This window comes from Arthrobacter sp. 9MFCol3.1 (assembly GCF_000620385.1).
In the GTDB taxonomy this organism is placed as follows: Bacteria; Actinomycetota; Actinomycetes; order Actinomycetales; family Micrococcaceae; genus Arthrobacter.
In genome coordinates this window covers 1-26,024 of record NZ_KK211131.1, presented here as the reverse complement: position 1 = coordinate 26,024, position 26,024 = coordinate 1, and the positions used below count along the sequence as shown (strand labels likewise).

20 protein-coding genes and 1 rRNA gene are annotated in these 26,024 nt (G+C 66.7%); 16 read left to right on the top strand and 5 right to left on the bottom strand.

What is annotated here, in order from left to right; genetic code table 11:
- Window positions 1-354 (top strand): DUF2516 family protein, encoded by a 354-nt coding sequence (locus C560_RS0117535; RefSeq protein WP_018774218.1) that lies wholly within the window; start codon window positions 1-3, stop codon window positions 352-354.
- An 84-nt stretch (window positions 355-438) separates the two neighbouring features.
- Here C560_RS0117535 and C560_RS0117530 read toward each other — a convergent pair whose 3' ends face one another.
- Window positions 439-1,287, bottom strand: coding sequence for a hypothetical protein (locus C560_RS0117530; RefSeq protein ID WP_026539172.1), 849 nt, complete (start codon window positions 1,285-1,287; stop codon window positions 439-441).
- Window positions 1,288-1,442: 155 nt separating this feature from the next.
- Between C560_RS0117530 and C560_RS0117525 the strand changes: the two genes are divergently transcribed.
- Window positions 1,443-2,189: a phosphoglyceromutase gene (locus tag C560_RS0117525; RefSeq protein WP_018774216.1), complete on the top strand. Its 747-nt coding sequence runs from the start codon at window positions 1,443-1,445 to the stop codon at window positions 2,187-2,189.
- A gap of 139 nt (window positions 2,190-2,328) precedes the next feature.
- Here the strand turns inward: C560_RS0117525 and phoU are convergent, their stop codons facing one another.
- Window positions 2,329-2,991 carry a phosphate signaling complex protein PhoU gene (phoU, locus tag C560_RS0117520; protein WP_018774215.1) on the bottom strand — a complete coding sequence of 221 codons (663 nt, stop codon included), beginning with the start codon at window positions 2,989-2,991 and terminating at the stop codon, window positions 2,329-2,331.
- 207 nt (window positions 2,992-3,198) lie between these two features.
- Here phoU and C560_RS0117515 point away from each other — a divergent pair, with 207 nt between their 5' ends.
- Together C560_RS0117515 and C560_RS0117510 are read left to right on the top strand one after the other, a co-directional pair.
- Window positions 3,199-4,431 (top strand): sensor histidine kinase, encoded by a 1,233-nt coding sequence (locus tag C560_RS0117515; RefSeq protein WP_026539171.1) that lies wholly within the window; start codon window positions 3,199-3,201, stop codon window positions 4,429-4,431.
- On the top strand, window positions 4,428-5,108 hold the full coding sequence (locus tag C560_RS0117510; RefSeq protein ID WP_018774213.1) for a response regulator transcription factor: 681 nt from the start codon (window positions 4,428-4,430) through the stop codon (window positions 5,106-5,108). The genes C560_RS0117515 and C560_RS0117510 overlap by 4 nt, the downstream gene beginning before the upstream one ends.
- Window positions 5,109-5,241: 133 nt before the next feature.
- Here the strand turns inward: C560_RS0117510 and C560_RS0117505 are convergent, their stop codons facing one another.
- Window positions 5,242-5,811, bottom strand: a complete 570-nt coding sequence (locus C560_RS0117505) for a hypothetical protein (protein ID WP_026539170.1) — start codon at window positions 5,809-5,811, stop codon at window positions 5,242-5,244.
- A 326-nt stretch (window positions 5,812-6,137) separates the two neighbouring features.
- On the opposite strand from C560_RS0117505, the gene C560_RS0117500 reads away from it, so the two are divergent.
- From C560_RS0117500 to rlmB, 6 genes are all read left to right on the top strand, one after another.
- A complete protein-coding gene (locus tag C560_RS0117500) occupies window positions 6,138-6,620 on the top strand; it encodes a CarD family transcriptional regulator (protein ID WP_026266570.1) in 483 nt (160 codons plus the stop codon).
- A gap of 199 nt (window positions 6,621-6,819) precedes the next feature.
- Complete coding sequence (gene ispD / locus C560_RS0117495; RefSeq protein WP_026539169.1) at window positions 6,820-7,650, top strand: 2-C-methyl-D-erythritol 4-phosphate cytidylyltransferase; 831 nt, start codon at window positions 6,820-6,822, stop codon at window positions 7,648-7,650.
- Window positions 7,647-8,165, top strand: coding sequence for a 2-C-methyl-D-erythritol 2,4-cyclodiphosphate synthase (gene ispF / locus C560_RS0117490; protein WP_442853171.1), 519 nt, complete (start codon window positions 7,647-7,649; stop codon window positions 8,163-8,165). Before ispD ends, ispF begins: the two co-directional genes overlap by 4 nt.
- 79 nt (window positions 8,166-8,244) lie before the next feature.
- The gene (locus tag C560_RS0117485; RefSeq protein ID WP_018774208.1) at window positions 8,245-8,604 is read left to right on the top strand and encodes a hypothetical protein; all 360 of its coding nucleotides are present in this window, start codon (window positions 8,245-8,247) and stop codon (window positions 8,602-8,604) included.
- A gap of 85 nt (window positions 8,605-8,689) precedes the next feature.
- Window positions 8,690-10,138, top strand: a complete 1,449-nt coding sequence (gene cysS, locus C560_RS0117480) for a cysteine--tRNA ligase (protein WP_026539167.1) — start codon at window positions 8,690-8,692, stop codon at window positions 10,136-10,138.
- Between the two features lie 123 nt (window positions 10,139-10,261).
- The gene (gene rlmB / locus C560_RS0117475; protein ID WP_026539166.1) at window positions 10,262-11,263 is read left to right on the top strand and encodes a 23S rRNA (guanosine(2251)-2'-O)-methyltransferase RlmB; all 1,002 of its coding nucleotides are present in this window, start codon (window positions 10,262-10,264) and stop codon (window positions 11,261-11,263) included.
- A 318-nt stretch (window positions 11,264-11,581) separates the two neighbouring features.
- Here rlmB and C560_RS0117470 read toward each other — a convergent pair whose 3' ends face one another.
- Window positions 11,582-12,385 (bottom strand): carbon-nitrogen hydrolase family protein, encoded by an 804-nt coding sequence (locus C560_RS0117470; RefSeq protein ID WP_026539165.1) that lies wholly within the window; start codon window positions 12,383-12,385, stop codon window positions 11,582-11,584.
- 115 nt (window positions 12,386-12,500) lie between these two features.
- Here C560_RS0117470 and glgX point away from each other — a divergent pair, with 115 nt between their 5' ends.
- Both glgX and C560_RS0117460 read left to right on the top strand, forming a co-directional pair.
- The gene (gene glgX / locus C560_RS0117465; protein WP_026539164.1) at window positions 12,501-14,615 is read left to right on the top strand and encodes a glycogen debranching protein GlgX; all 2,115 of its coding nucleotides are present in this window, start codon (window positions 12,501-12,503) and stop codon (window positions 14,613-14,615) included.
- Window positions 14,616-14,637: 22 nt separating this feature from the next.
- Window positions 14,638-14,994, top strand: a complete 357-nt coding sequence (locus C560_RS0117460; RefSeq protein WP_026539163.1) for a barstar family protein — start codon at window positions 14,638-14,640, stop codon at window positions 14,992-14,994.
- A 48-nt stretch (window positions 14,995-15,042) separates the two neighbouring features.
- Here C560_RS0117460 and glgP read toward each other — a convergent pair whose 3' ends face one another.
- A complete protein-coding gene (gene glgP / locus C560_RS0117455) occupies window positions 15,043-17,661 on the bottom strand; it encodes an alpha-glucan family phosphorylase (RefSeq protein ID WP_026539162.1) in 2,619 nt (872 codons plus the stop codon).
- Between the two features lie 150 nt (window positions 17,662-17,811).
- On the opposite strand from glgP, the gene C560_RS0117450 reads away from it, so the two are divergent.
- The 4 genes from C560_RS0117450 to C560_RS0117435 all read left to right on the top strand — a co-directional run.
- Window positions 17,812-19,884 (top strand): alpha-1,4-glucan--maltose-1-phosphate maltosyltransferase, encoded by a 2,073-nt coding sequence (locus C560_RS0117450; protein WP_269320034.1) that lies wholly within the window; start codon window positions 17,812-17,814, stop codon window positions 19,882-19,884.
- A gap of 5 nt (window positions 19,885-19,889) precedes the next feature.
- Entirely contained in the window at window positions 19,890-21,686 is a 1,797-nt protein-coding gene (gene treS / locus C560_RS0117445) for a maltose alpha-D-glucosyltransferase (protein WP_018774200.1), read from the top strand.
- A 1-nt stretch (window position 21,687) separates the two neighbouring features.
- Window positions 21,688-25,437, top strand: a complete 3,750-nt coding sequence (locus tag C560_RS0117440; RefSeq protein ID WP_026539160.1) for a 1,4-alpha-glucan branching enzyme — start codon at window positions 21,688-21,690, stop codon at window positions 25,435-25,437.
- Window positions 25,438-25,916: 479 nt separating this feature from the next.
- Window positions 25,917-26,024, top strand: a 16S ribosomal RNA gene (locus C560_RS0117435); the annotation flags it as partial.

Sequence of the window (26,024 nt, the reverse complement as noted above, 5' to 3'; positions counted from 1 at the left end):
GTGGACGGACGCATACTCATTTACTTTGTCGAATCCGGGGTTTACCTGGTCCTGGCTGTCGTGGCCTTTGCCTTGGAGGCATGGGCGTTTTTCGACTGCCTCCGGCACAAGGCCAACGCGTTCGAGGCCGTATCGAAGCGGACCAAGACCTTCTGGCTGGCCCTGACCGGCGGCGCGTTCGCCGTGGGCCTGTTCTCCCTGCTCGCGCAGCTGGGCAGCGGCGGCGGCGCCAGTTCGCTCGGGATTTTCGGCCTTGCAGCCGTGACGGCCGCGTCCGTGTACCTCGCCGACGTCCGCCCCGCGGTCAAAGACGCCGGCCGCGGCCGCAACATGGGCCCCTACGGCCCCTGGTAGTCCCCGCCGGCGCCCTAAGCTCGCAAGCTCGCTCAGGGAACCCCGCCGGCGTGGGCCCAACCGGCCCACCACCGGCCTGACCGCCTAAGGTCCCGGGGCCACGGCTTCCCAGTCGACCGTCACTTCGCCCATTCGCCAGCGGGACGGGCCGTCCTGGACCGGCCAGCCGGCGTCGAGCAGTGCGCGGCACATCGCCCCGAAGCGCTGCCGGTTTCCGAAGGCCGCCAGCGGCGCCGCTTCCAGCCAGGCTTTGTCCATCGCCTGCAGGTAGGCGTGGATTTTCTCGCCGGGGACGTTGCGGTGGATCAGGGCCTTCGGCAGCCTTTCGGCAACGTCGGAGGGCAGCGCGAAGGCGCCGAACCGCATGGACAGGCTCAGGCTCAGCGGCCGCTCGACGTCGAGCGCCACCCAGGCGGCGCGCCGCCCGATTTCATCGCACGTGCCGTCGATGAACAGCCCGCCCGGGGCCAGCCGGTCCTGCACCAGCCGCCAGATGCCCGCCACGTCGGCTTCCTCGTATTGCCGCAGCACGTTGAAGGCGCGGACCAGCACGGGTTTTCCGGTCACCGGCAGCTCGAAGCCGCCCAGCTGGAACTTCAGGCCCGGGCGCTCCAGGGCGTGGGCCTGCCGGACGCGCTCCGGTTCGATTTCGATCCCCACCATCTGTACGTCCGCGCGGACCGCGGCGAGGCGTTCGAAGAGTTCGACGGCGGTTGCCGGCGAGGCGCCGTAACCGAGGTCAACGGCGAGGGGATCGGCCGCGGCCCGCAGCCGCCAGCCCTGCGGCCCGGTCAGCCAGCGGTCCACGCGGCGCATCCGGTTGGGGTTCGTGGTTCCGCGGGTCACGTTGCCCACGGGCCTGCCGCCGCGCGCGCCGCTTCTCGTTCCGCCCTGGTTTCGGGGGGCCAGCACCCGTTCAGCCTTCTGCACCACCGCCCAAGCCTATCCTCCAACGCGGGGTCACTTATGTCCCGTAGTGGGCCGCGGGATGGGCCGGAAGTGACCCCGCGTTGCCCTTAAGCACGCTTTGAAACGCGCGCGGTGTAACGCTCGGCGCCGCCGCCAACCGCTCGGCTAGGATGAAAACCATGACTTACAAGCTGATTCTGCTGCGCCACGGCCACAGCGACTGGAATGCCAAGAACCTGTTCACCGGCTGGGTGGACGTTGACCTCAATGACCAGGGCCGTGCCGAGGCGGTGCGCGGCGGCGAGCTGCTCGTGGAGAACAACATCCTCCCCGACATCCTCTACACCTCGCGGTTGAAGCGGGCCATCAACACGGCAAACCTGGCCCTGGAAAAAGCCGACCGCGGCTGGATCGACGTCAAGCGCGACTGGCGGCTCAACGAGCGCCACTACGGCGCGCTGCAGGGCAAGGACAAGGCCCAGACCCTCGCCGAATTCGGCGAGGAGCAGTTCATGCTGTGGCGCCGGTCCTACGACACCCCGCCGCCGCCCCTGGCCGACGATTCCGAGTTCTCCCAGGTGGGGGACCCGCGCTACGCGGACCTCGGCGACGCCGTCCCGCGCACCGAATGCCTCAAGGATGTCCTGATCCGGCTCATGCCGTACTGGGAATCTGACATCAAGGAAGACCTCCGGGCCGGAAAGACCGTCCTGGTCACCGCCCACGGCAACTCGCTCCGCGCCCTCGTCAAGCACCTTGACGGGATCAGCGACGAGGACATCGCCGGCCTGAATATCCCCACCGGGATCCCGCTGGTCTACGAACTGGATGAGGACTTCAAGCCGCTGAACCCGGGCGGCACCTACCTCGATCCCGAGGCCGCCGCCGAGGCCATCAAGGCAGTAGCCAACCAGGGCAAGAAGTAGCCGGCTGCCGCCCGATTAGGCACTGAGCAGGGCACAGAGCAGAAACGACGGCGTCCGGCCACCCCCAAGGTGACCGGACGCCGTCGTTTTGTATCAGCGCCGTTGTGCCGGCGGCTGGATCAGCCGCGGTTGGCCGGAGTCAGTTGTGTTCGATCGTGCTCGGCTGCCACGCGCCGGTCACCAGGTACGTGACCTTCTGGGCCACGGAGACGCCGTGGTCCGCGAAGCGCTCGAAGTAGCGGCTGGCCAGGGCAACGTCCACCGTAGTGGCCGGCGACTCCTGCCAGTCGCTGCGGGCGATCGCCTGGAAAACGCTCAGGTGAAGGTCGTTGACGGCGCCGTTGGCCTTCATGATCTCCCGGGCCACGCCGAGGTCGCGGGTTGCCAGCAGCTCGGTGAGCTTCTGGGCGATCAGCAGGTCCTGTTCGGCGAAAGCCTTGAAGGTCTCCCGCAGCTGGTCCGGGACCACCGACGCCGGATAGCGCAGACGCGCCAGCTGCGCCAAGTGGCGGGCGAGGTCGCCCATGCGTTCGAGCGAGGCGCTCATCCGGAGCGAACCAACCAGCATGCGCAGATCGCTCGCCACCGGGCCCTGGAGGGCGAGGATGTCGATGGCACGCTCGTCGAGGCTGTTCTGCAGGAAGTCGATGCGGGCATCGGCGGCAATCACGTCCTCGGCGAGGTCGATATCGGCGCCCTGGAAAGCTGTCGTGGCCTTGTCGATGGCCTCTGTGACCAGCGTTGAGATCTCGACGAGCTGTTCCCTTACCTGGGCGAGCTCCTCCTGAAAAACCTTACGCACGTGTGCGTCCTTTCCTCGGAAATATTGCCTGCAATCGATGTGGCGGGCCTATTTCGGTTCACCTACCGGCGCTCCAACTGTCAACTCTTGCAGTGTCCGGTGAACTGTTACGCCCCAATAGGTGAACGTTAGCTGAACCGGCGCCCGAATCGCAGAAGATTTCGGTTTCGGCCACGTGGCAGAGCATAAGCTGGAGCCGTGGATCCAATGCTCATCGGCGTGATCGCCGGCCTGATCGGCCTCTCGTTTGGCATGTTCGGCGTACTCGCGTTCCGGGTGAGTGAGCAGCAGCGGCACATTGTCGACGTCGACGTCGAGGACCCTTCGCTGCCCGAGGGCGCCGCGGAGGTGCTCGCCGTCCTCGGCCGCGCTTTCGTTGTGGTGGATGCGATCGACGGCGTGGTCCGTGCCAGCCCGGCCGCCTACGCCTACGGCCTGGTCCGCGGGCACACGGTGGTGCACCAGCAGCTGCTGGACCTGACGGCAAAGGTGCGGCGGGACGGCGTCATCCTCGAAGAGCAGCTGGAGCTGCCGCGTGGCCCGCTCGGCCAGGGAACAATCGTTGTCCAGGTCCGGGCCGCCGTCATCACGGAGGAATATGTCCTCCTGCTGGCCGATGACCGGACGGAATTCACCCGCACCGAGGAAGTCCGCAACGACTTCGTCGCGAACGTGTCCCACGAGCTGAAGACCCCGGTCGGGGCGATCTCCCTCCTGGCCGAGGCCCTCGAGTCGTCCGCTGACGACCCCGAGGCGGTCAAGCGGTTCGCCAAGCGCATGCACAAGGAATCGACCCGGCTCGCGGCCCTGGTCCAGGACATCATCGAACTCTCCCGGCTCCAGGGCGCCAACGTCGCGCAGCAGGGCCGCCCGGTGGACATCAACACAGTGGTCAGCGAGGCCGTGGACCGCTCCGTGCTGCCGGCCGAGAGCAAGAACATCCAGCTGGTGGTCGGCGGACACGCCGATGCCATGGTCTACGGCGACCAGGACCTCCTCGTGACCGCCCTGCGCAACCTGATCGACAACGCCATTCGCTACTCGCCGGAGAACACCAAGGTGGGTGTGGGCATCCGGGCCAAGGACGGCCTCGTGGCGGTCTCGGTGACGGACCAGGGCGATGGGCTCAGCGCCGAGGACCAGGAACGTGTCTTCGAGCGCTTCTACCGTGTGGATGCTGCCCGTTCGCGGCAGACCGGAGGCACCGGACTTGGCCTGAGCATCGTCAAGCACGTCATTTCCAACCACGGCGGCGAGGTGACCTTATGGTCCCGGCTCGGGCAGGGTTCCACGTTCACCATTCGACTTCCCGAGATAGAAGGGCAGGACGACGGCGACGCCCCCGAAGCGGGCAAGCCCGCTGCCCAAAAGCCCAGCCGGGACCTCAGACCGCAACGACGTGACGCCGCAGGCGTCCATGAGCAAGGAGCTACCGCTTGAGCAGGATTCTGATTGTCGAGGACGAGGAGTCCTTCAGCGACCCCCTGTCCTACCTGTTGGGTAAAGAAGGGTTCGAGGTGGAGGTGGTGGACAACGGACTGGATGCCATCACCGAATTCGACCGCAACGGCGCCGACCTCGTGCTCCTGGACCTGCAGCTGCCCGGCCAGTCCGGCACGGAGGTCTGCCGCCAACTCCGGCAGCGCTCCGGGGTGCCCGTGATCATGCTGACGGCCAAGGACTCGGAAATCGACAAGGTGGTGGGGCTGGAACTGGGCGCCGACGACTATGTCACCAAGCCCTACTCCTCGCGGGAGCTCGTGGCCCGGGTCCGGGCCGTCCTGCGGCGCCAGAGCGAGCCGGAGGAGCTTGTCTCCACCACGGTGCAGGCCGGTCCCGTGCGGATGGACATCGAACGCCACGTGGTCAGCGTCGGAGGCGAGCAGATCGCTTTGCCGCTCAAAGAGTTTGAGCTGCTGGAAATGCTGCTGCGGAACTCCGGCCGGGTCCTGACCCGCGGCCAGCTGATCGACAGGGTCTGGGGCTCCGACTACGTGGGGGACACCAAGACCCTCGACGTCCACGTCAAGCGGCTGCGCAGCAAGATCGAGCCGGATGCCTCCGCGCCGCGGTACCTGATCACCGTCCGTGGGCTGGGCTACAAGTTCGAGCCCTAAGGGTCTGCAGAAGCTGCCCGGCCGCCAGTGCGCCGGGCAGCTGGAAGATCGGCGCAGTTGCACATCAGGGGACACGTAAAAGGAGGGGCACCTGCAGGTGCCCCCCCCTTTTTCGTGTGCTCAGGCGTTGAGGCTAGTGGCCGTCGGTGCTGCTTGGCGTCGGTGTGGCCGTCTCAGTCGAGGTTGCCGTCTCGGTGGACGTGGCCGTGCTGGAGTCGGTGGGCTCCGGCGTCGGCAGGTACGTCTTGTAGTCGACGATCGTGCCGTCCATGACCGGAACCGTGAACTTGGCGTCCTTGTTGGTGCCGTTCTCGGAGATGGTGACGTCGACGACGGCGCCCGGCTTGGCGCCGGCCGGGTCCAGGATCACCGCGTCGGAGGAGTCGTTGAGCATGGTGTAGGAGTTCTTCTTCACCGGAACCTGGGTCTGCGAGCCCTCCGCACCCTTGATGGTCAGCACCACGTCGTTGGAGGAGGTGTTGTACACGGCGCCGATCACGCGGCCCGGCTTGTCCTCGCCATCGGAGACGATGATGAAGTTGCGCAGCTGCAGCGCACCGAGATCAGTCCGGGTTCCGTCCGAGGACGAGTACTGCTCCGTGGTCTGCTGGGCGTTGATGTAGCCGCAGCCGGTCAGGGACAACAGGCCGATGCCAAGTGCAGCCGTTGCCATTGCCAGCTTGCCGCGCTGGCCCCGGTTCATCGCAGTGAAACGCACGTCACGCACTCCTTGAGAGTCTTGGAACATTATTCAGCCATAGCCTAGCCGCAATCGGCCGCAAACAAGGATTCGGCGACTACACACAAGTGCCGCCAAGCGTGCCCCTCCGGCGACGGGACCAGGCTTGGCGGGGGCCGGAAACCTCTTGGCAGTTAGGGCCGCAGGCACTATTATCCGCATTCGTCAAGGGGTTTGAGGGGGTGGATTGAGGCCATTTTCCCCGGATTCATGCGGTTCCGGGCACCTTTTGATGCCAGTTGTATGCCTTAATCGTGATAAACTGGTCTGCGGGAAAGGGGAATGTCCACATGGTTTTTGAGGTCGGCGAGACAGTAGTTTACCCTCACCACGGTGCAGCCAAAATTGAAGAAATCAAGATGCGCACCGTCAAGGGCGAAGAGAAGATGTATCTCAAGCTCAAGGTGGCTCAGGGTGATCTGACCATTGAAGTTCCAGCAGAAAACGTTGACCTGGTAGGGGTTCGGGACGTAGTGGGCAAGGAAGGTCTGGAGCACGTGTTCGACGTGCTGCGGGCCGAGTTCACTGAAGAACCCACCAACTGGTCGCGTCGTTACAAGGCAAACCTGGAAAAGCTTGCTTCCGGTGACGTCATCAAGGTAGCCGAGGTCGTCCGCGACCTCTGGCGCCGTGATCACGACCGGGGTCTCTCCGCGGGAGAGAAGCGCATGCTGGCCAAGGCCCGTCAGATCCTGATTTCGGAACTGGCACTGGCTGAAAAGACTGATGAAGAGAAGGCGGCAAGCGTTCTCGACGAGGTCCTGGCTTCCTAGCACAGGGCCGGCCCCCAGCAGGGCCGGCGCAGATAAGAATCGAACCCCGGTGGCGTCAGCCGCCGGGGCTTCTTTTTGCCCTCTTTCAGCCGCCGCCCCTCGGTTGCCCTATCATTTGTGGTCCCCTGAGTGCTCCAGGACAGCCACAACTGATAGTGCAACGGGATGGTCCGAGGCGCGGGGACGTAGTCTTGTGCCCATGGATACTGCACCGACGAATACGTCACCGGCCGGTCCCGCCACAGCGGTCATTGTTGTGGCCGCCGGCTCCGGCCAGCGCCTGGGCTACGGCATGCCGAAAGCAAAAGTTCCTCTTGGCGGGGACAGCATCCTCACCCACGCCCTTCGCGGCGTGGCGGCAGCCGGGATCGCACGGCAGATCTGCATTGCGCTCCCTCCGGGAGACGCCGAGTTGCGGGCGCTGTGCGAGGCCTTCACACAGGAACTCGCGGCCGGGCACGCCGGCGCGGCGTCGGGCCACGGCGTCCTGATTCCCGTCGTGACGGTCGTCGACGGCGGTGCGGACCGCGCCGATTCAGTCCGCGCCGCGATGGCGGCCCTCCTGCCCGATACCGAATCGGTGCTGGTCCACGACGCCGCCCGGGCACTGACGCCTGAAGCCGTCTTCCACCGCGTGGCAGCGGCGCTCGGCGCCGGCGCCTCGGCCGTCATTCCGGTGATACCGGTCGTCGACACCGTCAAGACGGTCGAACCGACCACCGGCGACGGCGCCGCGGTGGCCCCCGAACTGGTCACCGGGACGGCGCCCCGGGATTCGCTCCGCGCCGTGCAGACACCGCAGGGATTCGCCTTGAGCACCCTCAAGCGCGCCCACGAGGCTGCTGCCGGGTTCGACGCCGGCCAGGCCGCCCTCGTCACGGATGACGCGATGCTCGTGGAGCTCATCGGTGTCCCCGTCCACGCGGTGCGCGGCGCCAGCCAGTCCCTGAAGATCACCACGCCCCTGGACCTGATCCTGGCCGAAGGCCTCCTCGAAGGCCCCCTGGGCGCACGCTGGGTGGAGGGATGAGCATGTCCAGCAACCAGCCAGTCTTTCCCCCGGTCATTCCCAGGACCGGGATCGGAATCGATGTCCATGCCTTCGCCGCCGAGGACCAGCCGCAGCCGCTATGGCTCGGCGGCCTCTTCTGGGAGGGGGAACGGGGGCTGTCCGGCCATTCAGACGGCGACCCCGTGGCGCACGCCGCCGCCGACGCGCTCTTCTCGGCCTGCGGGATCGGGGATCTGGGCACACACTTCGGTACGGACCGGCCCGAATATGCCGGGGCGTCCGGCGTGACCCTGCTGGCCGAGGCCGCCCGGATAGTTCGCGCCCACGGATTCGAAATCGGCAATATCGCCGTCCAGTTCGTGGCCAACCGGCCAAAGTTCGGCCCGCGGCGGGAGGAATCCCAGCAGGTCCTCAGCGCCGCTGCCGCGGCGCCGGTGAGCGTCACGGCCACCACGAGCGACGGGCTCGGGTTCACCGGACGCGGCGAGGGGATCTCGGCCGTGGCAACGGCGCTCGTCTACCCGGCAGGCTAAGCACCGCAGGCCGCGTTCCCCTACGCTTGAGGGGAAGGCCAAGCCGAGACACCCGTTCCGAACCGCCAGGAGACCTCCCGTGAAGAAGCTGCTGACCGCCGTCGTACTCGTGGCAGGGACCATGCTGAGCGGCTGTGCCGCCTCCACGACGACGCCCCAGACGCCTAGCCCTACTCCGAGGCTCAGCGTTGAGGAAAGCTGTAAGTTCCTCAACACCGACACCTTTGTGCCCTCCGGGAGCGCGAAGGAGCAGGCAGGGCAGATTGGCCAGCACTACCAGGAGGTCGCGGACAAGGTGGCGCCGGAGGTGGGCGCCCCGATCCAGCAGATGGCCGAGATCATGAAGCAGGTTGCGGCGAGCCCCACGGGAACCAAGACGGACGAACAGACAGCCCAGCTCACCGAGCAGATCAACAAGATCGGGCAATACTGCAAGTAGGTCGCCGGGCCGGTGGTCCCCGGCGGCCGGCCTGCCGGCAACGCCTCGGGTCAGGCCGCGGAGCGCCATCGGCTAATCTGGAGCGGTGACCCTGCGCTTTTACGACACTGCATCCGCCGAAGTCCGCGACTTCGTCCCCCTGGTACCTGGCAAGGTGAGCCTGTACTACTGCGGAGCCACCGTGCAGGGCATGCCGCACGTCGGCCACATCCGCTCGGCCATCGCATTCGACCAGCTGACCCGCTGGTTGCAGTACCGCGGCTTCCGGGTGACGGCCGTCCGTAACGTCACGGACATCGATGACAAGATCCTGGCCAAGTCCGCCGCGTCCTTCGGCCCCGACTTCGAAGACGAGCCCGGGGCTCTCCGCAACGAGGAATGGTGGGCCTTGGCCTACCGCTACGAGCAGGAATTCCTGAAGGCCTACGACACCCTGGGCGTCTCCCGCCCCACCTATGAGCCCCGCGCCACCGGCCACATCCCGGAAATGCACGCCCTCATCCAGCAGCTGATCGACCGCGGCCACGCCTACCCTGCCCTCGACGACTCCGGCGACGTGTACTTCGATGTGCGCTCCTGGGCAAAGTACGGCTCCCTGACCCGGCAGAAGCTTGATGACATGCAGGGAGCTCCCGACGCCGACCCCCGGGGGAAGCGGGACCCCCGCGACTTCGCGCTGTGGAAGGGCTACAAGGACGGGGAGCCGACGACGGCGAGCTGGTCTTCGCCGTGGGGCGCCGGACGCCCGGGCTGGCACCTCGAATGCTCCGCGATGGTCACCAAATACCTCGGCACCGAGTTCGACATCCACGGCGGCGGCCTGGACCTGCGCTTCCCGCACCACGAAAACGAAATGGCGCAGTCCCAGGCGGCAGGCCACGGCTTCGCCAACTTCTGGATGCACAACGGCATGGTCACCTACGCCGGCGAGAAGATGTCCAAGTCCATCGGCAACACCGTCAGCCCGACGGAAATGCTCGAGATCGCCCCGCCTCGCGTTGTCCGGTACTACCTCGGACAAGCGCAGTACCGCTCGGTCCTGGACTACCAGCCGACGTCGCTGCAGGAAGCAGCCGCCGCCGTCGAGCGGATCGACGGCTTCCTCAGCCGCGCAAGCCGGGTCCTCCCTGACCCGGGGCCGGATGCATCCGCTGGTTCTGTCCCGGAGGCTTTTGGGGTGGCTATGGACGATGACCTTAACGTCCCGCAGGCGCTGGCAGTGCTTCACGAGACCGTACGGGCCGGCAACACGGCGCTCACCGACGGCGACCTCGACGCCGCGGGTCAGGCGCTGGCCAGCGTCACCGCCATGCTGGATGTCCTCGGCCTCAACGCCACGGCAACGCCGGCGGCCGACGAACAAGCCAACACCGCCCTTGGCGTCCTGGTCGAGGCCCAGCTGGAGGCGCGGGCCCACGCCCGGGCCGCCAAGGACTGGGCGGCGTCCGACGCCATCCGGGACACCCTCGCCGCGGCCGGCGTCGTCGTCGAGGACGGCCCGGACGGGGCGAGCTGGAGCCTCAAGCGCGGCTGAACGGAGCCTCCCACGCCGCCTGACGTCCCTCCCGGGCCACCCCGAAATCGTGGATTTTACTCGAGTCAGTAGACTGGAGGTCAGAGTTATCAACGAAGTACGTAACAAGCAGGGGTGGAAATCATGGCCAACAACGGTCGCCGGTCGGTCAAATTGAAGAAGGGCCCCACCGTCGGAACCGGCGGTCACGGCCGCAAGGCTCTGGAGGGCAAGGGCCCCACGCCGAAGGCGGAGGACCGCCCCTACCACAAGGCGTTCAAGAACAAGCAGCTCTCGGAACGCTCCGAGGCCAAGCGCGCCAGCGGAAGCCGCACCACCAGCGCCGCCGCCCGCACGGGCCGCTCCGGTCCCAAGGGCCGCGCCACCGAAGAGGTCGTCACCGGACGCAACTCGGTGGTCGAAGCCCTGCGCGCCGGCATCCCGGCCAAGGCCCTGCACGTCGCCGTCCGCATCGAAATGGACGACCGTGTCAAGGAATCCCTGAAGCTGGCCGCCGAACGCGGCATCCCGCTGATGGAAACCGGCAAACCCGAGCTCGACCGGATGACCGACGACGCCATCCACCAGGGCCTCGTGCTGCAGATCCCGCCGTACGAATACCAGGACGCGTACGAGCTCGCCGAAGAAACCCTCGAGGGTTGGAAGAAGGGCCACGTAGCCAACGCCCCGCTCTTCGTCGCACTCGACGGCATCACCGATCCCCGCAACCTCGGCGCGATCATCCGCTCCGTCTCGGCATTCAGCGGCCACGGCGTCGTCGTCCCGGAGCGCCGCTCCGTGGGCGTCACCGCCTCGGCTTGGAAGACCAGCGCCGGTGCAGCCGTCCGCGTCCCCGTGGCCCGCGCGGCCAACTTGAACAACACGCTCAAGGCGTTCAAGAACATGGGCATCTACGTCCTGGGGCTCGACGGCGACGGCGACGTCTCGCTGCCCGAGCTGACCCTGGCCACCGAACCGGTGTGCATCGTCGTCGGTTCCGAGGGCAAGGGCCTGAGCCGCCTGGTCCGCGAAAACTGCGACCAGATCGTCTCCATCCCGATCGACTCCGCCATGGAATCCCTCAACGCCTCCATGGCCGTCGGCATCTCCCTCTACGAAATCTCCCGCCAGCGCGCAGCTAAGTAGAACCCTCGGGGCCGGGTTCCGGCGGTGAGTCTCGCTCACCTTTGGTAGTAAACGGCGAAACGCCCTCTCACTTCTAGTGGGGGAGCGTTTCCGTTTAGCGCGCGAACGACCACAGCAACGCGGGGTCAGATCGCGCCCATCCGAGGCCCCACAATGGGCGCGAAGTGACCCCGCGTTGCTGTTGCTGAAGTAGGCGACGGGAGGTGTCTAAGCGACGGCAGGGCGCCGGTGCCCGCGGAGGGTGACCATGGAAAGGGCGCCGGTGCCCGCGGGATTTAACCACGGCAAACCTGACCAGGCCGAACCGTAGCCGAGGTCTTAGAACCTGTGGCGGTTGGCCAGGACCGGGAGTTTGGTGCGGGCTTCCCGGACGGCGGCGGTATCCAGGTCGGCGAAGAGGAGGCCGGGGGCGCCGTCGAGCTCTTCGAGGACGTCGCCCATGGGGGAGACCACCACGGAGTGCCCGACGCCGGTGGGGGCGGACCCCTTGACCGGGTGACCCACGCTGGCGGGGTCGCCCTGGCCGCAGGCGAGGACCACGGTGGTGGAGTCCAGGGCGCGGGCGCGGGCCAGGAGCTTCCACTGCTCTGCTTTGCCGGGGCCCGAGCCCCAGGAGGCGCACACAATGTTGACGTCGGCGCCGCGGTCGGCGTTTTCCGTGAACAGGTCCGGGAAACGGACGTCGTAGCACGTGGCGAGGCCGAACGTCACGCCGTCGAGCTCGAAGGTGACGGGGGAGGTACCGGCGTCAACCGTGTCCGACTCGGCGAAACCGAAAGCATCGAACAGGTGGATCTTGTCGTAGCTGGCCTCGAGGCCGCGGCCGGTGACCAGCAGGGTGTTGCGCACCTTGGCGCCGTTGCCGGCGGTGCCGGGAGTGAACATGCCGGCGACGATCACGATGCCGAGCTCCGCGGCGAGGGCGCGGACGCGGGATGCCCACGGGCCGTCCAGCGGCTCGGCGACATCCAGTAGCGAATTGCCGAAGGCCCGCATGGTGGCTTCCGGGAATACCACCAGGTCCGCGCCGCCGGCTTTGGCCTGGCGCGCGTAGGCGTCCACGAGGTCCAGGTTTGCGGCCAAGTCACGGCCGGTAATGATTTGGGCTAGTGCAACGCGCACAATTACCTCCAACTCGGCGCTCCATTACAGTATGCAGTGCGGCGGTCCGTACACTGCAAAACGTCATGAAAACGAAAACGGGGGCCATTTGTCTGGCCCGGCTAAGCTTTAAGCAATGGTTATGTCTTACATAGATACCGCTTCCACCGTAGACGCTTCGCGGGCGTTTCCGCTGGGGATCAGCGTTCCACATACCGGGTCGCCGGCAGTGGACGATCCCCGGGGCGCGTTCGCCAACGTGGCCGTCTACGCGCCCGGCGTGACCACCCTGGAGATCGCATATCAGCCGCCCGGGGGAACCTGGCAGGTGAAGACCCTGCCCAACCTCACGGACGGCGTCCACCACGGAATTGTTGAGGGCATCCCCGCCGGTTCGCGCTATGGCTTCCGGGCCTCCCCTGAACATGAGGCCCTCCCGCTGTCCATGCCCGGCACGGACTTCGATGCCGTCGGCGAGCAGCCGTTGCTGATGGACCCCTACGGCCGGGCCGTCGACGAACGCGAGGGTCTGATTACCAGCGTCCGGGTCGGCAACGATTTTGACTGGGGCCTGGACCGCAGCCCGCGGGTCCCGTGGCGCAACACCATCGTCTACGAGGCCCACGTGCGGGGGCAGACGAAGCTGCACCCGGATATTCCGGAGGACCTGCAGGGGACGTACGCCGGGATGGCCCACCCGGCCATGATCGAGCACCTGATCTCGCTGGGTGTCACGGCGGTCCAGCTCCTGCCCGTGCATTTCCACGTGGACGAGCCGCACCTGCAGCAGCTCGGGCTGACGAATTACTGGGGCTACAACACGGCCGCGTTCTTCGCCCCGCATCCCGGCTACGCCACCGAGGCCGCCCAGGCCGCCGGCGCCCACGCGGTCCAGGACGAGTTCAAGGGCATGGTCAAGCTGCTGCATGCCGCCGGGCTCGAGGTCATCCTCGACGTCGTCTACAACCACACCGCCGAGGGCGGCACGGACGGTCCCACCCTGAGCTTCCGCGGCCTGGGCGAGATGCAGTACTACCGCAACGACGGCCACGGCAGGTACGTGGACACCACGGGCTGCGGCAACAGCCTGAACTTCGGCGAACCGCGCGTGGTGCAGCTGGTGCTGGATTCCCTGCGCTACTGGGTGAGCGAGTTCCACATCGACGGGTTCCGCTTCGACCTTGCCGTCACGCTCTGCCGCAACAGCGTCAACGAATTCGATCCGCGGCACCCCTTCCTCGTCGCCGTGGGAGCCGATCCGGTCCTGTCCGGCGTCAAGCTGATTTCCGAACCCTGGGACGTGGGCTACGGCGGCTGGCAGACCGGCCGGTTTCCCGCCGGGTGGGTGGACTGGAACGATCATTTCCGCGATGCCGTCCGCAGCTTCTGGCTCGCCGACCGCGCCGCGATCGACGGCGGCGGCAGCGGCGGCCCGGTGGCCCGCCTCGCGGACGCTCTCTCCGGTTCCGCCCGGCTGTTCGAGTCCTCGGGCCGGTCCCGGCTGGCCTCGCTGAACCTGATCACGGCCCACGATGGCTTCACCCTGGCCGACCTGACGGCCTACGACCGCAAGCACAACGAGGCCAACGGCGAGCAGAACCGGGACGGCCACGGCGACAACCGCAGCTACAACCACGGCTTCGAGGGCCCCACCGAAGACGGCGACATCCTCGCCCGGCGCGCCCAAAGCAGGCGGAACCTGATGGCCTGCCTGATGATTTCCCAGGGCGTACCCATGATCACCGCCGGGGACGAGATCTGCCGGACCCAGCAGGGCAACAACAACGCCTACTGCCAGGACAATGCGATCGCGTGGATCGACTGGACCAGCACCACGGAATCCCATGCGATGCTGCGCACCACCAAGCGCGTCATCCGGCTGCGCAAGGAGTTTCTGGCCAGCCAGCCGCATGATTACCCGGCGCGTGACAACCAGTCCTACTTCCACTGGTTCGATGTGGACGGCAAGCCCATGTCAGCAGACACGTGGCATGACCCCGGCCACCGGGTGATCCAGCTCCTGCTCGGGTCCGACGACGGTCACGTCGACGGCCTCGTGGTGGTCAACGGAGGTGCCGACGACGTCAAGGTCACCTTGCCGCGGCTGAGCAACGAGGACGGCACCGGGCACCGGCTCTTCGAACTCCGGGTCACCACGTCCGAACTCCATGACCGGCGTCAGGGCGCCCGCGTCGCCTCCGGTGAGCGAGACCTCGTCCAGGCCAACACAATCAATATCTACCGCACCTAATTAATTCGAGACTAAGGACCCCATGAAGATTTACTCGGCAGAGACCTGGACCATCGACGAACTCACGGCGCAAATCGGCGACGCCGGCCGGCGCGCCCTGGTGGTTCCCGCCGCCGACACCAAGCAGGCGGTCCTGGACACGTTCGGCGAACTCCTGGACGTCCCCGAGGACTACGGCACGGACCTGGATGCCCTGCACGATTCGCTGCACGACGTCGCGGATGCCGTGACGGACGACGGCGAGGCTCCCGTCACCTTCATCTGGCAGGTGCCTGCCGCGCTCCGCGCGGACCGCTCCTTCGCCGTGATCTGCGAAACGCTGCAGGACGCCGAAGGCTACGCCGGCAAAAGCCTGGACGTCATTGCCGTCTGCCTCTAAAAAGGCGCTGGAACATCACGGCTGGAACATGACGGCAGGCGTTGACGGTCAGGCGTTGACGATCAGGCCCAGTTCCGCCTTGGAGGCCAGCGACTCGTTCTTGGGGAGCACGCGCACGGTGTAGCCGAAGGACCCCGAACGGTCGATCACCAGCGTGCCGCTGAAGAGATGCCGGCCCTTGCCGAGGTCCTCGGCGGCTTTCAGCTCCGCGACCGTGATGTCCGTCAGCTCGTCGGTGTCCTCGGCCCGGCCGTAGGCCACCTCAACATAGACGTCCTCCGGTGAGAGCTCACGCAGCGCCACGTACGCGTTGACCTGGAGCAGATCGCCGATCTGCGGGTCCTCGGAGACCCCCACCGAGTCGACGTGTTCGACCTGGATATGTGGCCACGCGGCCCGGACCCGTGAGCTCCACGCCGCCAGGGCCTTGGCCTGCGCATAGTTGTCCGCCACAGCGCGGCGTCCCGCGATCGCGGCGGGCCGGTAGAGGACGTTGACGTAGTCCCGGAGCATCCGTTCCGCGGAAACCGCCGGGCCCAGGTGGGACATGGTGTGCTTGATCATCGAGACCCAGTGCGTGGGAACCGCCTGCGGGCCGGGCTGGGACGGTCCGGCAGCGCCGGCGGCGTCGGACACGGTCAGGCCATAGAAGCGCGGTGACACCTGCGTTTCGAGCAGCTCATACAGTGCCGCCGCCTCGATGTCGTCGCGTTCTTCCGGGGAGGCATCGTTGTTGGCGGTCGGGATCGCCCAGCCGTTCTCGCCGTCGTACATCTCATCCCACCAGCCGTCCATGACCGAGAGGTTCAGCGAACCGTTCAGGGCAGCCTTCATGCCGGACGTACCGCAGGCCTCCAGCGGGCGCAACGGGTTGTTCAGCCACACGTCGCAGCCGGGGAACAGGGTCCGGGCCATGGCGATGTCGTAGTTGGGCAGGAACGCGATCCGGTGCCGCACGGCGGGGTCGTCGGTGAACCGGACGAGGTCCTGGATCATCTTCTTGCCGGCGTCGTCCGCCGGGTGCGACTTCCCGGCGATGACCAGCTGGATGGGGTGCGTCTTGTGCAGCAGCAGCGCCTTGAGCCGTTCCGGGTCGCGCAGCATCAGGGTCAGCCGCTTGTAGGTCGGCACGCGGCGGGCAAAGCCGATCGTCAGGATGTCCGGGTCCAGGACGGAGTCCGTCCACGCCAGCTCGGCGTCGGCCGCGCCGCGCTTCTTCCACGCGGCCCGGAGTCGGCGCCGGACATCCTCCACCAGGGACACCCGCATCTCGCGCCGCAACGCCCAGAGGTCCTCGTCGGTGACGTTGTAGGCCAGGTCCCACCGGCCCTGCGCCTCCGCCTCGGCGCCGAACTGGTCCCGCGCCAGCGCGGAGATGCGGGGGTCCACCCAGGTGGGGACGTGCACGCCGTTGGTGACGGAGGTGATGGGGATTTCGGAGTGGTCGAAGCCCGGCCAGAGGGCGGAGAACATCCCGCGTGAGACCACGCCGTGCAGTTTGGCCACACCGTTGGCCCGCTGGGCCAGCCGCAGCCCCATCACGGCCATGTTGAACACGAACGGGTTGCCGTCGGCGAAGTCCTCGCGGCCCAGGTCCAGGATCTTGGCCACCGGGACGTCCGGGGCGAGGCCGGCTTCGAAGAAGTGCTGAATCTGGGAGATTTCGAAGCGGTCGATCCCTGCCGGCACCGGCGTGTGGGTGGTGAACACCGTGGACGCCCGCCCGGCGGCCAGGGCTTCGTCCCAGCTCAGCGGCGCCGCGCCGGACATCAGTTCCTGGATCCGCTCGACGCCGAGGAACCCTGCGTGGCCCTCGTTGGTGTGGAAGACCTCCGGCGCGGGAACGCCCGTGAGCCGCTGGAACTCCCGCAGCGCCTTGACCCCGCCCATGCCGAGCAGGAGTTCCTGCTGCAGCCGGTGGTCGCCGCCGCCGCCGTAGAGGCGGTCGGTGATGCCGCGGGCGGCTTCGTCGTTGCCCGGAACGTTGGAATCCAGCAGCAGCAGCGGCACGCGTCCGACGTCGGCCCGCCACACGTGCGCCAGCAGGCGCCGGCCCTGGGGAAGCGGCAGCGAGATCTGGACCGGTTTGCCGTTGCCGTCCGGGGAGGCCTCGCGCAGCAGCGTCAGGGGCAGCCCGTCGGGGTCGAGGACAGGGTACGTTTCCTGCTGCCAGGCGTCCCGGGAGAGCGACTGCTTGAAGTAGCCGGCCTGGTACAGGAGGCCGACGCCGATCAGCGGCACGCCAAGGTCCGAGGCTGCTTTCAGGTGGTCCCCGGCCAGGATGCCCAGGCCGCCCGAGTATTGGGGCAGGACCTCGGTGATGCCGAATTCGGGCGAGAAGTACGCGATGCACGCCGGCGCGCCGTCGCCCAGGCTCTGGTACCAGCGCGGCTGTTCCAGGTACCGGTCGAGGTCGTCGGCTGCCGCGTGCACACGCCGCACCACGTCCTGGTCCGCGGCGAGGCGCTGCAGCTCTTCCCGGCTGACCAGGCCTAGGAAAGTCACGGGGTCGTGGGCGCTCTCCGCCCAGATCCCGGGGTTGAGCCCCTCAAAAAGCTCCCGGGTAGGCCGATGCCAGGACCACCGGAGATTGGTGGCGAGCCGGGCCAGCGGCCGGATCGACTCCGGAAGAACGGTTCGGACAGTAAATCTGCGGATTGCCTTCACCAGCGAAACACTAACGGACAAGTCGGTGCCCCGGAACCGCTTTAAGATTCTTTCCGGTAAATGACGAATATCGGTCCGCCAGAACCGGAAACCTCCGCAAAACGTTCGAGGCCTTAGCATTCTGGCCGTTTTGTAGATAACGTCGAGGCTGTGACGAATAACTCGCGAACCAGCGCCGTGTCCAAGCAAAAGCCCAAGGCCCTGATCACGGATGGCCTTCGATTTGGCCGCTTTCCGATCACCGCCGTGCAGCCTTCGGTGGAGGGCGGAAAGTTTCCCGCCAAAGCAGTCGAGGGCCAAACCATAGTCGTAGGAGCCACTGCGTTCCGGGAGGGACACGACCAGCTCGGCGTCAGCGCCGTCCTGCTCGACCCCCGCGGCAAAGAGCGGCAGCGGGTCCGCCTCGCCCCGCCGCGCGGACCCCGGGGTATGGGCACGGACCGCTGGGAAGGCCTCCTGACCCCGCCCGCCACCGGCAACTGGTCCTTCGTCATCGAGGCCTGGCACGACCGCTACGGCACATGGCACCACAACGCCGAGGTCAAGGTGGAGGCCGGCATCGACGTCGAGCTCATGCTGTCCGAAGGTGCCGCCCTGCTGGCGGAGGCCTCCGAAGACGCCTCCCGCCCCTCCGGTGACCGCAGGATGCTGCGGATGGCCGTCGTCGTCCTCTCAGACACCTCCCGGACACCCGAGGAACGCCTCGCCGCCGGCTTCGGCGCCGACGTCGCCGCCGTCGTCGAACGCCAGCCCATCCGCGAACTTGTGACGGTGTCCGAGCCCTACCCGCTGCTGGTGGAGCGAAAGCTTGCCGGGTCCGGCGCCTGGTACGAATTCTTCCCGCGCTCCGAAGGCGCCGTGCGCAACCACGACACGGGGGAATGGACCTCCGGCACCTTCCGCACCGCCGCTCAGCGCCTCGACGCCGTCGCCGCCATGGGCTTTGACATCATCTACATGCCGCCGATCCACCCGATCGGCGTCCAGCACCGCAAGGGACCGAACAACACCCTGATCGCCGGACCCCACGATCCCGGTTCGCCGTGGGCCATCGGATCCCACGAGGGCGGCCACGACGCCATCCACCCGGACCTGGGCACATTCGAGGACTTCGACGCCTTCGTGGCGCGGGCCGGCGAACTGGGACTCGAGGTGGCCTTGGACCTGGCCCTGCAGGCTGCGCCGGACCACCCGTGGGTGCAAAGCCACCCGGAATGGTTCACCACGCGCGTCGACGGCAGTATTGCCTACGCGGAGAATCCGCCAAAGAAATACCAGGATATTTTCCCGCTGAATTTCGACAACGACCCCGCGGGGCTGTCCAACGAAATTCTCCGGGTGGTGATGCTTTGGGTCAGCCACGGGGTCAAGGTGTTTCGGGTGGACAATCCGCACACCAAACCCGTGTGGTTCTGGGAGTGGCTGATCGGCAAGGTTAACAAGAAGCACCCCGACGTCGTCTTCCTCGCCGAGGCGTTCACCCGCCCGGCCATGATGCACGCCCTTGGCCGGGCCGGCTTCCAGCAGTCCTACACCTACTTCACCTGGCGGAACACCAAGGAAGAACTGGAGAAGTACTTCCAGGAGGTCAGCCACGAATCGGCGGCCTACTTCCGGCCGAATTTCTTCGTCAACACCCCGGACATCCTCACCGAATACCTGCAGTTCGGCGGCCCGGCGGCCTTCAAGATCCGTGCCGCCCTGGCCGCGACGGCAAGCCCCATCTGGGGCGTGTACGCCGGCTTTGAGCTCTACGAACACGTGGCGCGTCCCGGCGCCGAGGAATACATCGACAACGAGAAGTTTGAGTACAAATCCCGCGACTGGGACGCGGCGGCAGAATCGGGCCGTAGCCTGGCCCCGTACCTGACCCGGCTCAACGGGATCCGGCGCGCGCACCCGGCCCTGGGGGACCTGCAGAACCTGACGGTGCACCAGAGCTCGGACAGCTCCACCGTGGTGTACTCCAAGCACAAGACCCTCGCGGACGGGACCAAGGACACCCTGATCATCGTCGTCAACGTGGACCCGCACGGCACCCGGGAGAGCACGGTGTCCTTGGACCTGCCGGCGCTGGAACTGGACCCGGAGAACTTCACGCACAACGGCCGTTTCATGGTTGATGACCTGCTGACCGGCGAGAGTTGGGAATGGGGGGAATACAACTACGTCCGCCTGGACCCGCACGTCGAGCCCGTTCACATTCTTAGCATCCGGAGGTAGTGCCAGTGAGTTTCAGCCCGCAGAACCCGAGCCAGCACTTCAGCCCGAGGGGGAGCTTCGAACTGAACGCCCCGGGCCTCCAGCACGATCCCCTCTGGTACCGCAAGGCGGTCTTCTACGAGGTCCTCGTCCGGGGCTTCGCCGACGGCAACGGAGATGGCTCGGGCGACTTCCACGGCCTGATCGAGAAACTGGACTACCTGCAGTGGCTCGGGGTGGACTGCCTCTGGCTCCCGCCGTTCTTCCAGTCACCGCTGCGCGACGGCGGCTACGACATCTCGGACTACAATTCCGTGCTGGACGAGTTCGGCACCATCAGCGACTTCAAACGGCTCGTGGCCGAGGCCCATGCCAGGGGCGTCCGGGTGATCATCGACCTTCCGCTGAACCACACCTCCGATCAGCACCCGTGGTTCCAGGAGTCGCGGAAGGACCCCGACGGTCCGTTCGGCGACTTCTACGTGTGGAGCGACACGGACGAGAAGTACGAAGACGCCCGCATCATCTTCGTGGACACGGAGGAATCCAACTGGACCTTCGACCCCATCCGCCGGCAGTTCTTCTGGCACCGGTTCTTCAGCCACCAGCCCGACCTCAACTTCGAGAACCCCAAGGTCATTGACGCGCTCTTCGACGTCGTGCGGTTCTGGCTGGACCAGGGCATCGACGGCTTCCGGGCCGACGCCATCCCGTACCTGTTCGAGGAGGAGGGCACCAACTGCGAGAACCTGCCGCAGACCCACGAATTCCTCCGCCAGCTGCGCCGGATGGTCGATGAAAGCTACCCGGGCCGCGTGATCATCGCCGAGGCCAACCAGCCGCCCGCCGAAGTGGTGGAGTACTTCGGTACCGAAGAGGAACCGGAGTGCCACATGGCCTTCCACTTCCCGATCATGCCGCGCCTGTACTACGCGCTGCGGGACCAGAAGGCGTCCCCCATCATCGAGACGATGAAGGACACGCCGGACATCCCCGAAGGCGCCCAGTGGGGCACGTTCCTGCGCAACCACGATGAACTGACGCTGGAAATGGTCACCTCCGACGAACGCGCCGCGATGCTCGGCTGGTACGCGCCGGATCCGCGCATGCGCGCCAACATCGGCATCCGCCGCCGGCTGGCCCCGCTGCTGGATAACTCCCGCTCCGAGATCGAGCTCATCAACGCCCTGCTGCTGTCCCTGCCGGGCAGCCCGTTCCTGTACTACGGGGACGAGATCGGCATGGGGGACAACATCTGGCTCGAGGACCGTGACGCGGTCCGCACCCCGATGCAATGGAACCCGGACCGGAACGCCGGGTTCTCCAGCGCCGACCCGGGCAAGCTATACCTGCCGGTGATCCAGTCGCTGGTCTACAACTACAGCATGGCGAACGTAGAGGCCGAGGCCGCACATTCGGGGTCCCTGCTGCGCTGGACCCGCCAGATCTTGAGCGTCCGCAAAAACCACCCCGCCTTCGGGCTTGGCGGATTCAAGCATGTGGAGGCTGACCACGACGTCGTTCTCGCTTACCTGCGTGAACTCCCGGAAGGCAACGCCGCCGGCGAGGACGCCGAGACCATCCTCTGCGCCTTCAACCTCTCACAGCACCCCGTGGCGGCCACGCTGCGGGTGCCGAACTTCGCCGGCCGTGGCCTCCGGGACGTCTTTGGCGGCCAGGCCTTCCCGGCCATCGGCGATGACGGAACGCTGACGCTGACCCTGGGCAGCCACGATTTCTTCTGGTTGCGGATCCGTTCCGCCGCCTCCAACCCGGCATCCCCGTTCACGCAGGCGATGCCCGTCCTGTCCATCGAGGGCTGAGATGACTCGACCAGCCCTTGCCCCGGCCTTGAGCGGACTGCTCGGCGCATGGCTGCCGCGCCAGCGGTGGTTCCCTGTCAAGACCGCCGAGTTCACCTTCGAACCAGCGGGCGGCCTGCGCCTGGAACCCGCCGGCGGGGCAGCCGGTGCGGCCACGTTCGAGGTGTTGCTGCTCGCGGTGTCCTACCCCACGCCCGGCGGCAGCCGCACCGACGTCGTCCAGGTGCCGCTCAGTTTCCGGCCAGAACCCCTGCCGGGGGCAGAGCGCGCGCTGATCGGCGAACTGCCCGGCACCCGCGCTGATGCCGCCCACCAGTGGGTCTACGACGGCGTCCATGACGCCTCATTCGTCGCCGCCTGGCTGGAGCTCATGCGACACGGCGGAACGACGCCCTCCGGCAACGCCACCGGCCACCTGGTGGAGTCCGGCTACCGCCTGCCGTCCGGAACAGGCAAGGTCAAGGTCCTCTCCGGCGAGCAATCGAACAGCTCGGTGATCGTGGACGACGACGACGGCGGCACAGTCGCCATCGTGAAGTTCTTCCGGGTGCTGTCCGAGGGCCACAATCCCGAGGTTGAAATCGGCGCGGCGCTGACTGCAGGACACACCTCGGAGGTTCCGGCAACCCTGGGCTGGGTGTCCGGCGAGTGGGAGACGCCGGCGGCTGCAGCCGGAGCGGGCCAGCCCGGTACCGCCGGTCCTGCCACTGTCCGTCCCGCCACTGTCCGTCTCGCCTCCGGCGAGCTTGCTGTGGCGCACGAATTCCTCGCCGGCGGACTCGATGCCTGGCGGCTCGCCGTGGACGCGGCCAGCCGGGGGATCGGGTTCACTGCCGAAGCCCACGCGCTGGGCGCGGCGACGGCCACCGTGCACCGCAGGCTCGCCGAGGCCCTGGGCACAGCCGCCGAATCTGCGCCGGGGCAGGACATCGCGCCGGGAGTAGCCGAGCGCGTCCGCCAGTCCTGGGCCCAGGCCGGCCAGGCCGTCGGGCCTTACGAGGAAGCGCTGGACGGTCTCCTCGGCCGGCTCGAGGGAACCAGTGCAGGGCCGCTCCAGCGTATCCACGGCGACCTCCATCTCGGGCAGATCCTGCAGGTTCCCGGCAGCATGGTCCCGGGCGAGCCGGGGGTCCCCCCGCGCTGGGCCATCCTCGACTTCGAGGGCGAGCCCCTGCGCCCCATCTCCGAGCGCAACTTCCCCGACGTCGCCCTTCGCGACGTTGTTGGAATGCTGCGGTCCTTCGACTACGCCGCCGGCGCCGCCGTGCGCGAAAACCCCGGTGCCGTGGTGCCCGGAACCTGGGTGGACGACTGCGCTGAGGCCTTCCTGGCCGGCTACGCCGACGTCATTCCCGGCAGCATCGACCGGGACTCGCCGCTCTTTGTGGCGCTGTGGCTCGACAAAGCCCTCTACGAAGTCATCTACGAACTACGGAACAGGCCGGACTGGCTCTCCATCCCGGTGAACGCATCGCGTCGTCTCCTCGGCAGTACAGGTTCCGGCGTCGCCGCCGAAGCCGCAGCGGAAGGTATAAAAATGACAGGATCAGCACGTATCGATCGGCCGGGCACGCCACTGCCTGTGGATGGCGAGACCCTTGCGAGGGTCTCCAGCGGCGAACACCACGCGCCCCACTCGGTCCTGGGCGCCCACCTTGATGACCACGGCCACGTCACCATCCGGACGGTCAAGCACCTGGCGGAAGCGGTGTCGGTCGTGACGACCGCAGGCTCGACGCCCATGACGCACGAAGCGAGCGGCGTCTGGGTGGCCGTGATGGAGCCGCTCGAGCGCGGCCATGTGCCGGACTACCGGCTCGAGGTGACCTACAAGGACCACGAGCCCCAGGTCATGGACGACCCCTACCGTTACCTGCCGACCGTCGGTGAAGTGGACCTGCACCTGATCGGTGAGGGCCGGCACGAGCGCCTGTGGGATGTGCTGGGCGCGCATGTGCAGCACTACAAGTCCTCGCTGGGCGACGTCGACGGCGTGTCCTTCGCCGTCTGGGCCCCGAATGCGCAGGCAGTGCGCGTCAAGGGTGACTTCAACGGCTGGGACGGCCGCGAACACTCCATGCGCTCCCTCGGTTCCACCGGTGTGTGGGAAGTCTTCATCCCAGGGGTTGTAGCAGGGGCGTGCTACAAGTTTGAACTCAGGACCCGGCACGGATACTGGGTGGAAAAGGCGGACCCGCTGGCCTTCGGCACCGAGGTCCCGCCGCTGACGGCATCCCGGGTGGTGGAGCCCTCGTATGTCTTCAAGGATGCCGAGTGGATGCAGGCCCGCGCCGCCCGCGATCCGCACAACTCGGCCATGAGCGTCTACGAGGTCCACCTCGGCTCCTGGAAGGTGGGGCTGGGTTACCGCGAACTGGCCAAGGAACTCGTGGAATACGTCAAGTGGCTCGGCTTCACCCACGTGGAGTTCATGCCCGTGGCCGAGCACCCCTTCGGCGGCTCGTGGGGCTACCAGGTCACCTCGTACTTCGCGCCGACCTCGCGCTTCGGGCACCCGGACGAATTCCGCCACCTCGTCGACGAACTCCACCAAGCCGGGATCGGCGTCCTCCTGGACTGGGTCCCGGCGCACTTCCCCAAGGACGAGTGGGCCCTGGCCCGGTTTGACGGCGAAGCCCTGTACGAGCACGCCGATCCGAACCTGGGCGAACACCCGGACTGGGGAACACTGATCTTCGACTTCGGCCGCAGGGAGGTGCGCAACTTTCTGGTTGCCAACGCGCTGTACTGGCTCGATGAGTTCCACATCGACGGGCTCCGCGTGGACGCGGTCGCCTCCATGCTCTACCTCGACTACTCCCGCGAAGAGGGCCAGTGGCAGCCAAACCGTTTTGGCGGCCGCGAAAACCTCGAAGCGATCTCCTTCCTCCAGGAGGTCAACGCCACGGTCTACAAAACCCACCCCGGCGCGGTCATGATCGCCGAGGAATCCACCGCATTCCCGGGCGTCACGGCGCCCACGAGCGGCGGCGGCCTGGGCTTCGGCCTCAAATGGAACATGGGCTGGATGCACGACTCGCTCAAGTACATGGCCGAGGACCCGTACAACCGGCGGTGGCACCACGGCACCATCACGTTCTCCATGGTCTACGCCTTCACCGAAAACTTCCTGCTGCCGATCAGCCACGATGAAGTTGTGCACGGCAAGGGCTCCATGCTGCGCAAGATGCCCGGGGACCGGTGGCAGCAACTGGCAAACCTACGCGCGTTCCTGGGATATCAGTGGGCCCACCCGGGCAAGCAGCTGATCTTCATGGGCACCGAATTCGGCCAGGAAGCGGAGTGGTCGGAGCAGTATGGCCTGGACTGGTGGCTCGCGGACATCCCGGCGCACAACGGCATGCAGCTCCTGACCAAGGACCTCAATGAGCTGTACCGTTCCACGCCGGCGCTGTACGAGCAGGACAACCAGCCCGAAGGTTTCCAATGGATCAACGGGGGAGACTCCGACCGCAACGTGCTGACGTTCATCCGCCGCGACGCCGACGGCAACCCGCTGGTCTGCGCCGTGAACTTCTCCGGCGGCCCGCACACGGACTACCTCCTCGGTGTCCCGTCGGCCGGTGAGTGGCAGGAAGTGCTCAACACCGACGCCGCCACCTACGGCGGTTCCGGGGTGGAGAACACCGGAACCCTGATCGCGACGAAGGAAGGCCTGGACGGACAGCCGGCCATGCTTACCGTCACCCTGCCTCCGCTCGGGGCCGCGTACTTCAAGCCGCTGGGCTAGGCGCAACGCCCGGACACCTCACCGGGCGCGCGTCGAGGGGTGTCTGCGAGAGGCCCGGAATCCCCGTGATTCCGGGCTTTTCTGCACCGCCTTCAGGGCGGCTTTGTCAGCCGGGCCAAGTGGTGGTAGAGTTTATTTCCGCGCTGCTCCCCGGAGTTGAACGGCCACCAAGACCCAGAAGCCAATGGCAAGACTGAGTTTGGATCGCCGATTTGACTAGGGTGAAGCGGCCGGGTAAGTTTGAAAAGTTGCTCCGGAGCGATCCTCGACCGAAATGGTTGTGGTGGTGCCGGGTGTGTCTGTTGTTTGAGAACTCAATAGTGTGCCAAGTTTGTTGATACCAATTTATTGTATTGAATTGGTTGAATTTGCCGGACACCGCCACCCCGTGGTGTGGTCTGGTTTTTACAGCTGGTTTCAAATTTTGTGCAGCGTGTGCATCCCGTTTTCCCGGGGGCGCATGTTGTGTCTGTTTTTCTTCAACGGAGAGTTTGATCCTGGCTCAGGATGAACGCTGGCGGCGTGCTTAACACATGCAAGTCGAACGATGATCCGGTGCTTGCACCGGGGATTAGTGGCGAACGGGT

Coding starts and splice junctions, on each gene's coding strand:
- ispF (WP_442853171.1), top strand. CDS start 7,647: ATGAGCATGTCCAGCAACCAGCCAGTCTTTCCCCCGGTCATTCCCAGG.
- ispD (WP_026539169.1), top strand. CDS start 6,820: ATGGATACTGCACCGACGAATACGTCACCGGCCGGTCCCGCCACAGCG.
- rlmB (WP_026539166.1), top strand. CDS start 10,262: ATGGCCAACAACGGTCGCCGGTCGGTCAAATTGAAGAAGGGCCCCACC.
- C560_RS0117525 (WP_018774216.1), top strand. CDS start 1,443: ATGACTTACAAGCTGATTCTGCTGCGCCACGGCCACAGCGACTGGAAT.
- C560_RS0117460 (WP_026539163.1), top strand. CDS start 14,638: ATGAAGATTTACTCGGCAGAGACCTGGACCATCGACGAACTCACGGCG.
- C560_RS0117505 (WP_026539170.1), bottom strand. CDS start 5,811: ATGAACCGGGGCCAGCGCGGCAAGCTGGCAATGGCAACGGCTGCACTT.
- C560_RS0117440 (WP_026539160.1), top strand. CDS start 21,688: ATGACTCGACCAGCCCTTGCCCCGGCCTTGAGCGGACTGCTCGGCGCA.
- glgX (WP_026539164.1), top strand. CDS start 12,501: ATGGTTATGTCTTACATAGATACCGCTTCCACCGTAGACGCTTCGCGG.
- C560_RS0117500 (WP_026266570.1), top strand. CDS start 6,138: ATGGTTTTTGAGGTCGGCGAGACAGTAGTTTACCCTCACCACGGTGCA.
- C560_RS0117515 (WP_026539171.1), top strand. CDS start 3,199: ATGCTCATCGGCGTGATCGCCGGCCTGATCGGCCTCTCGTTTGGCATG.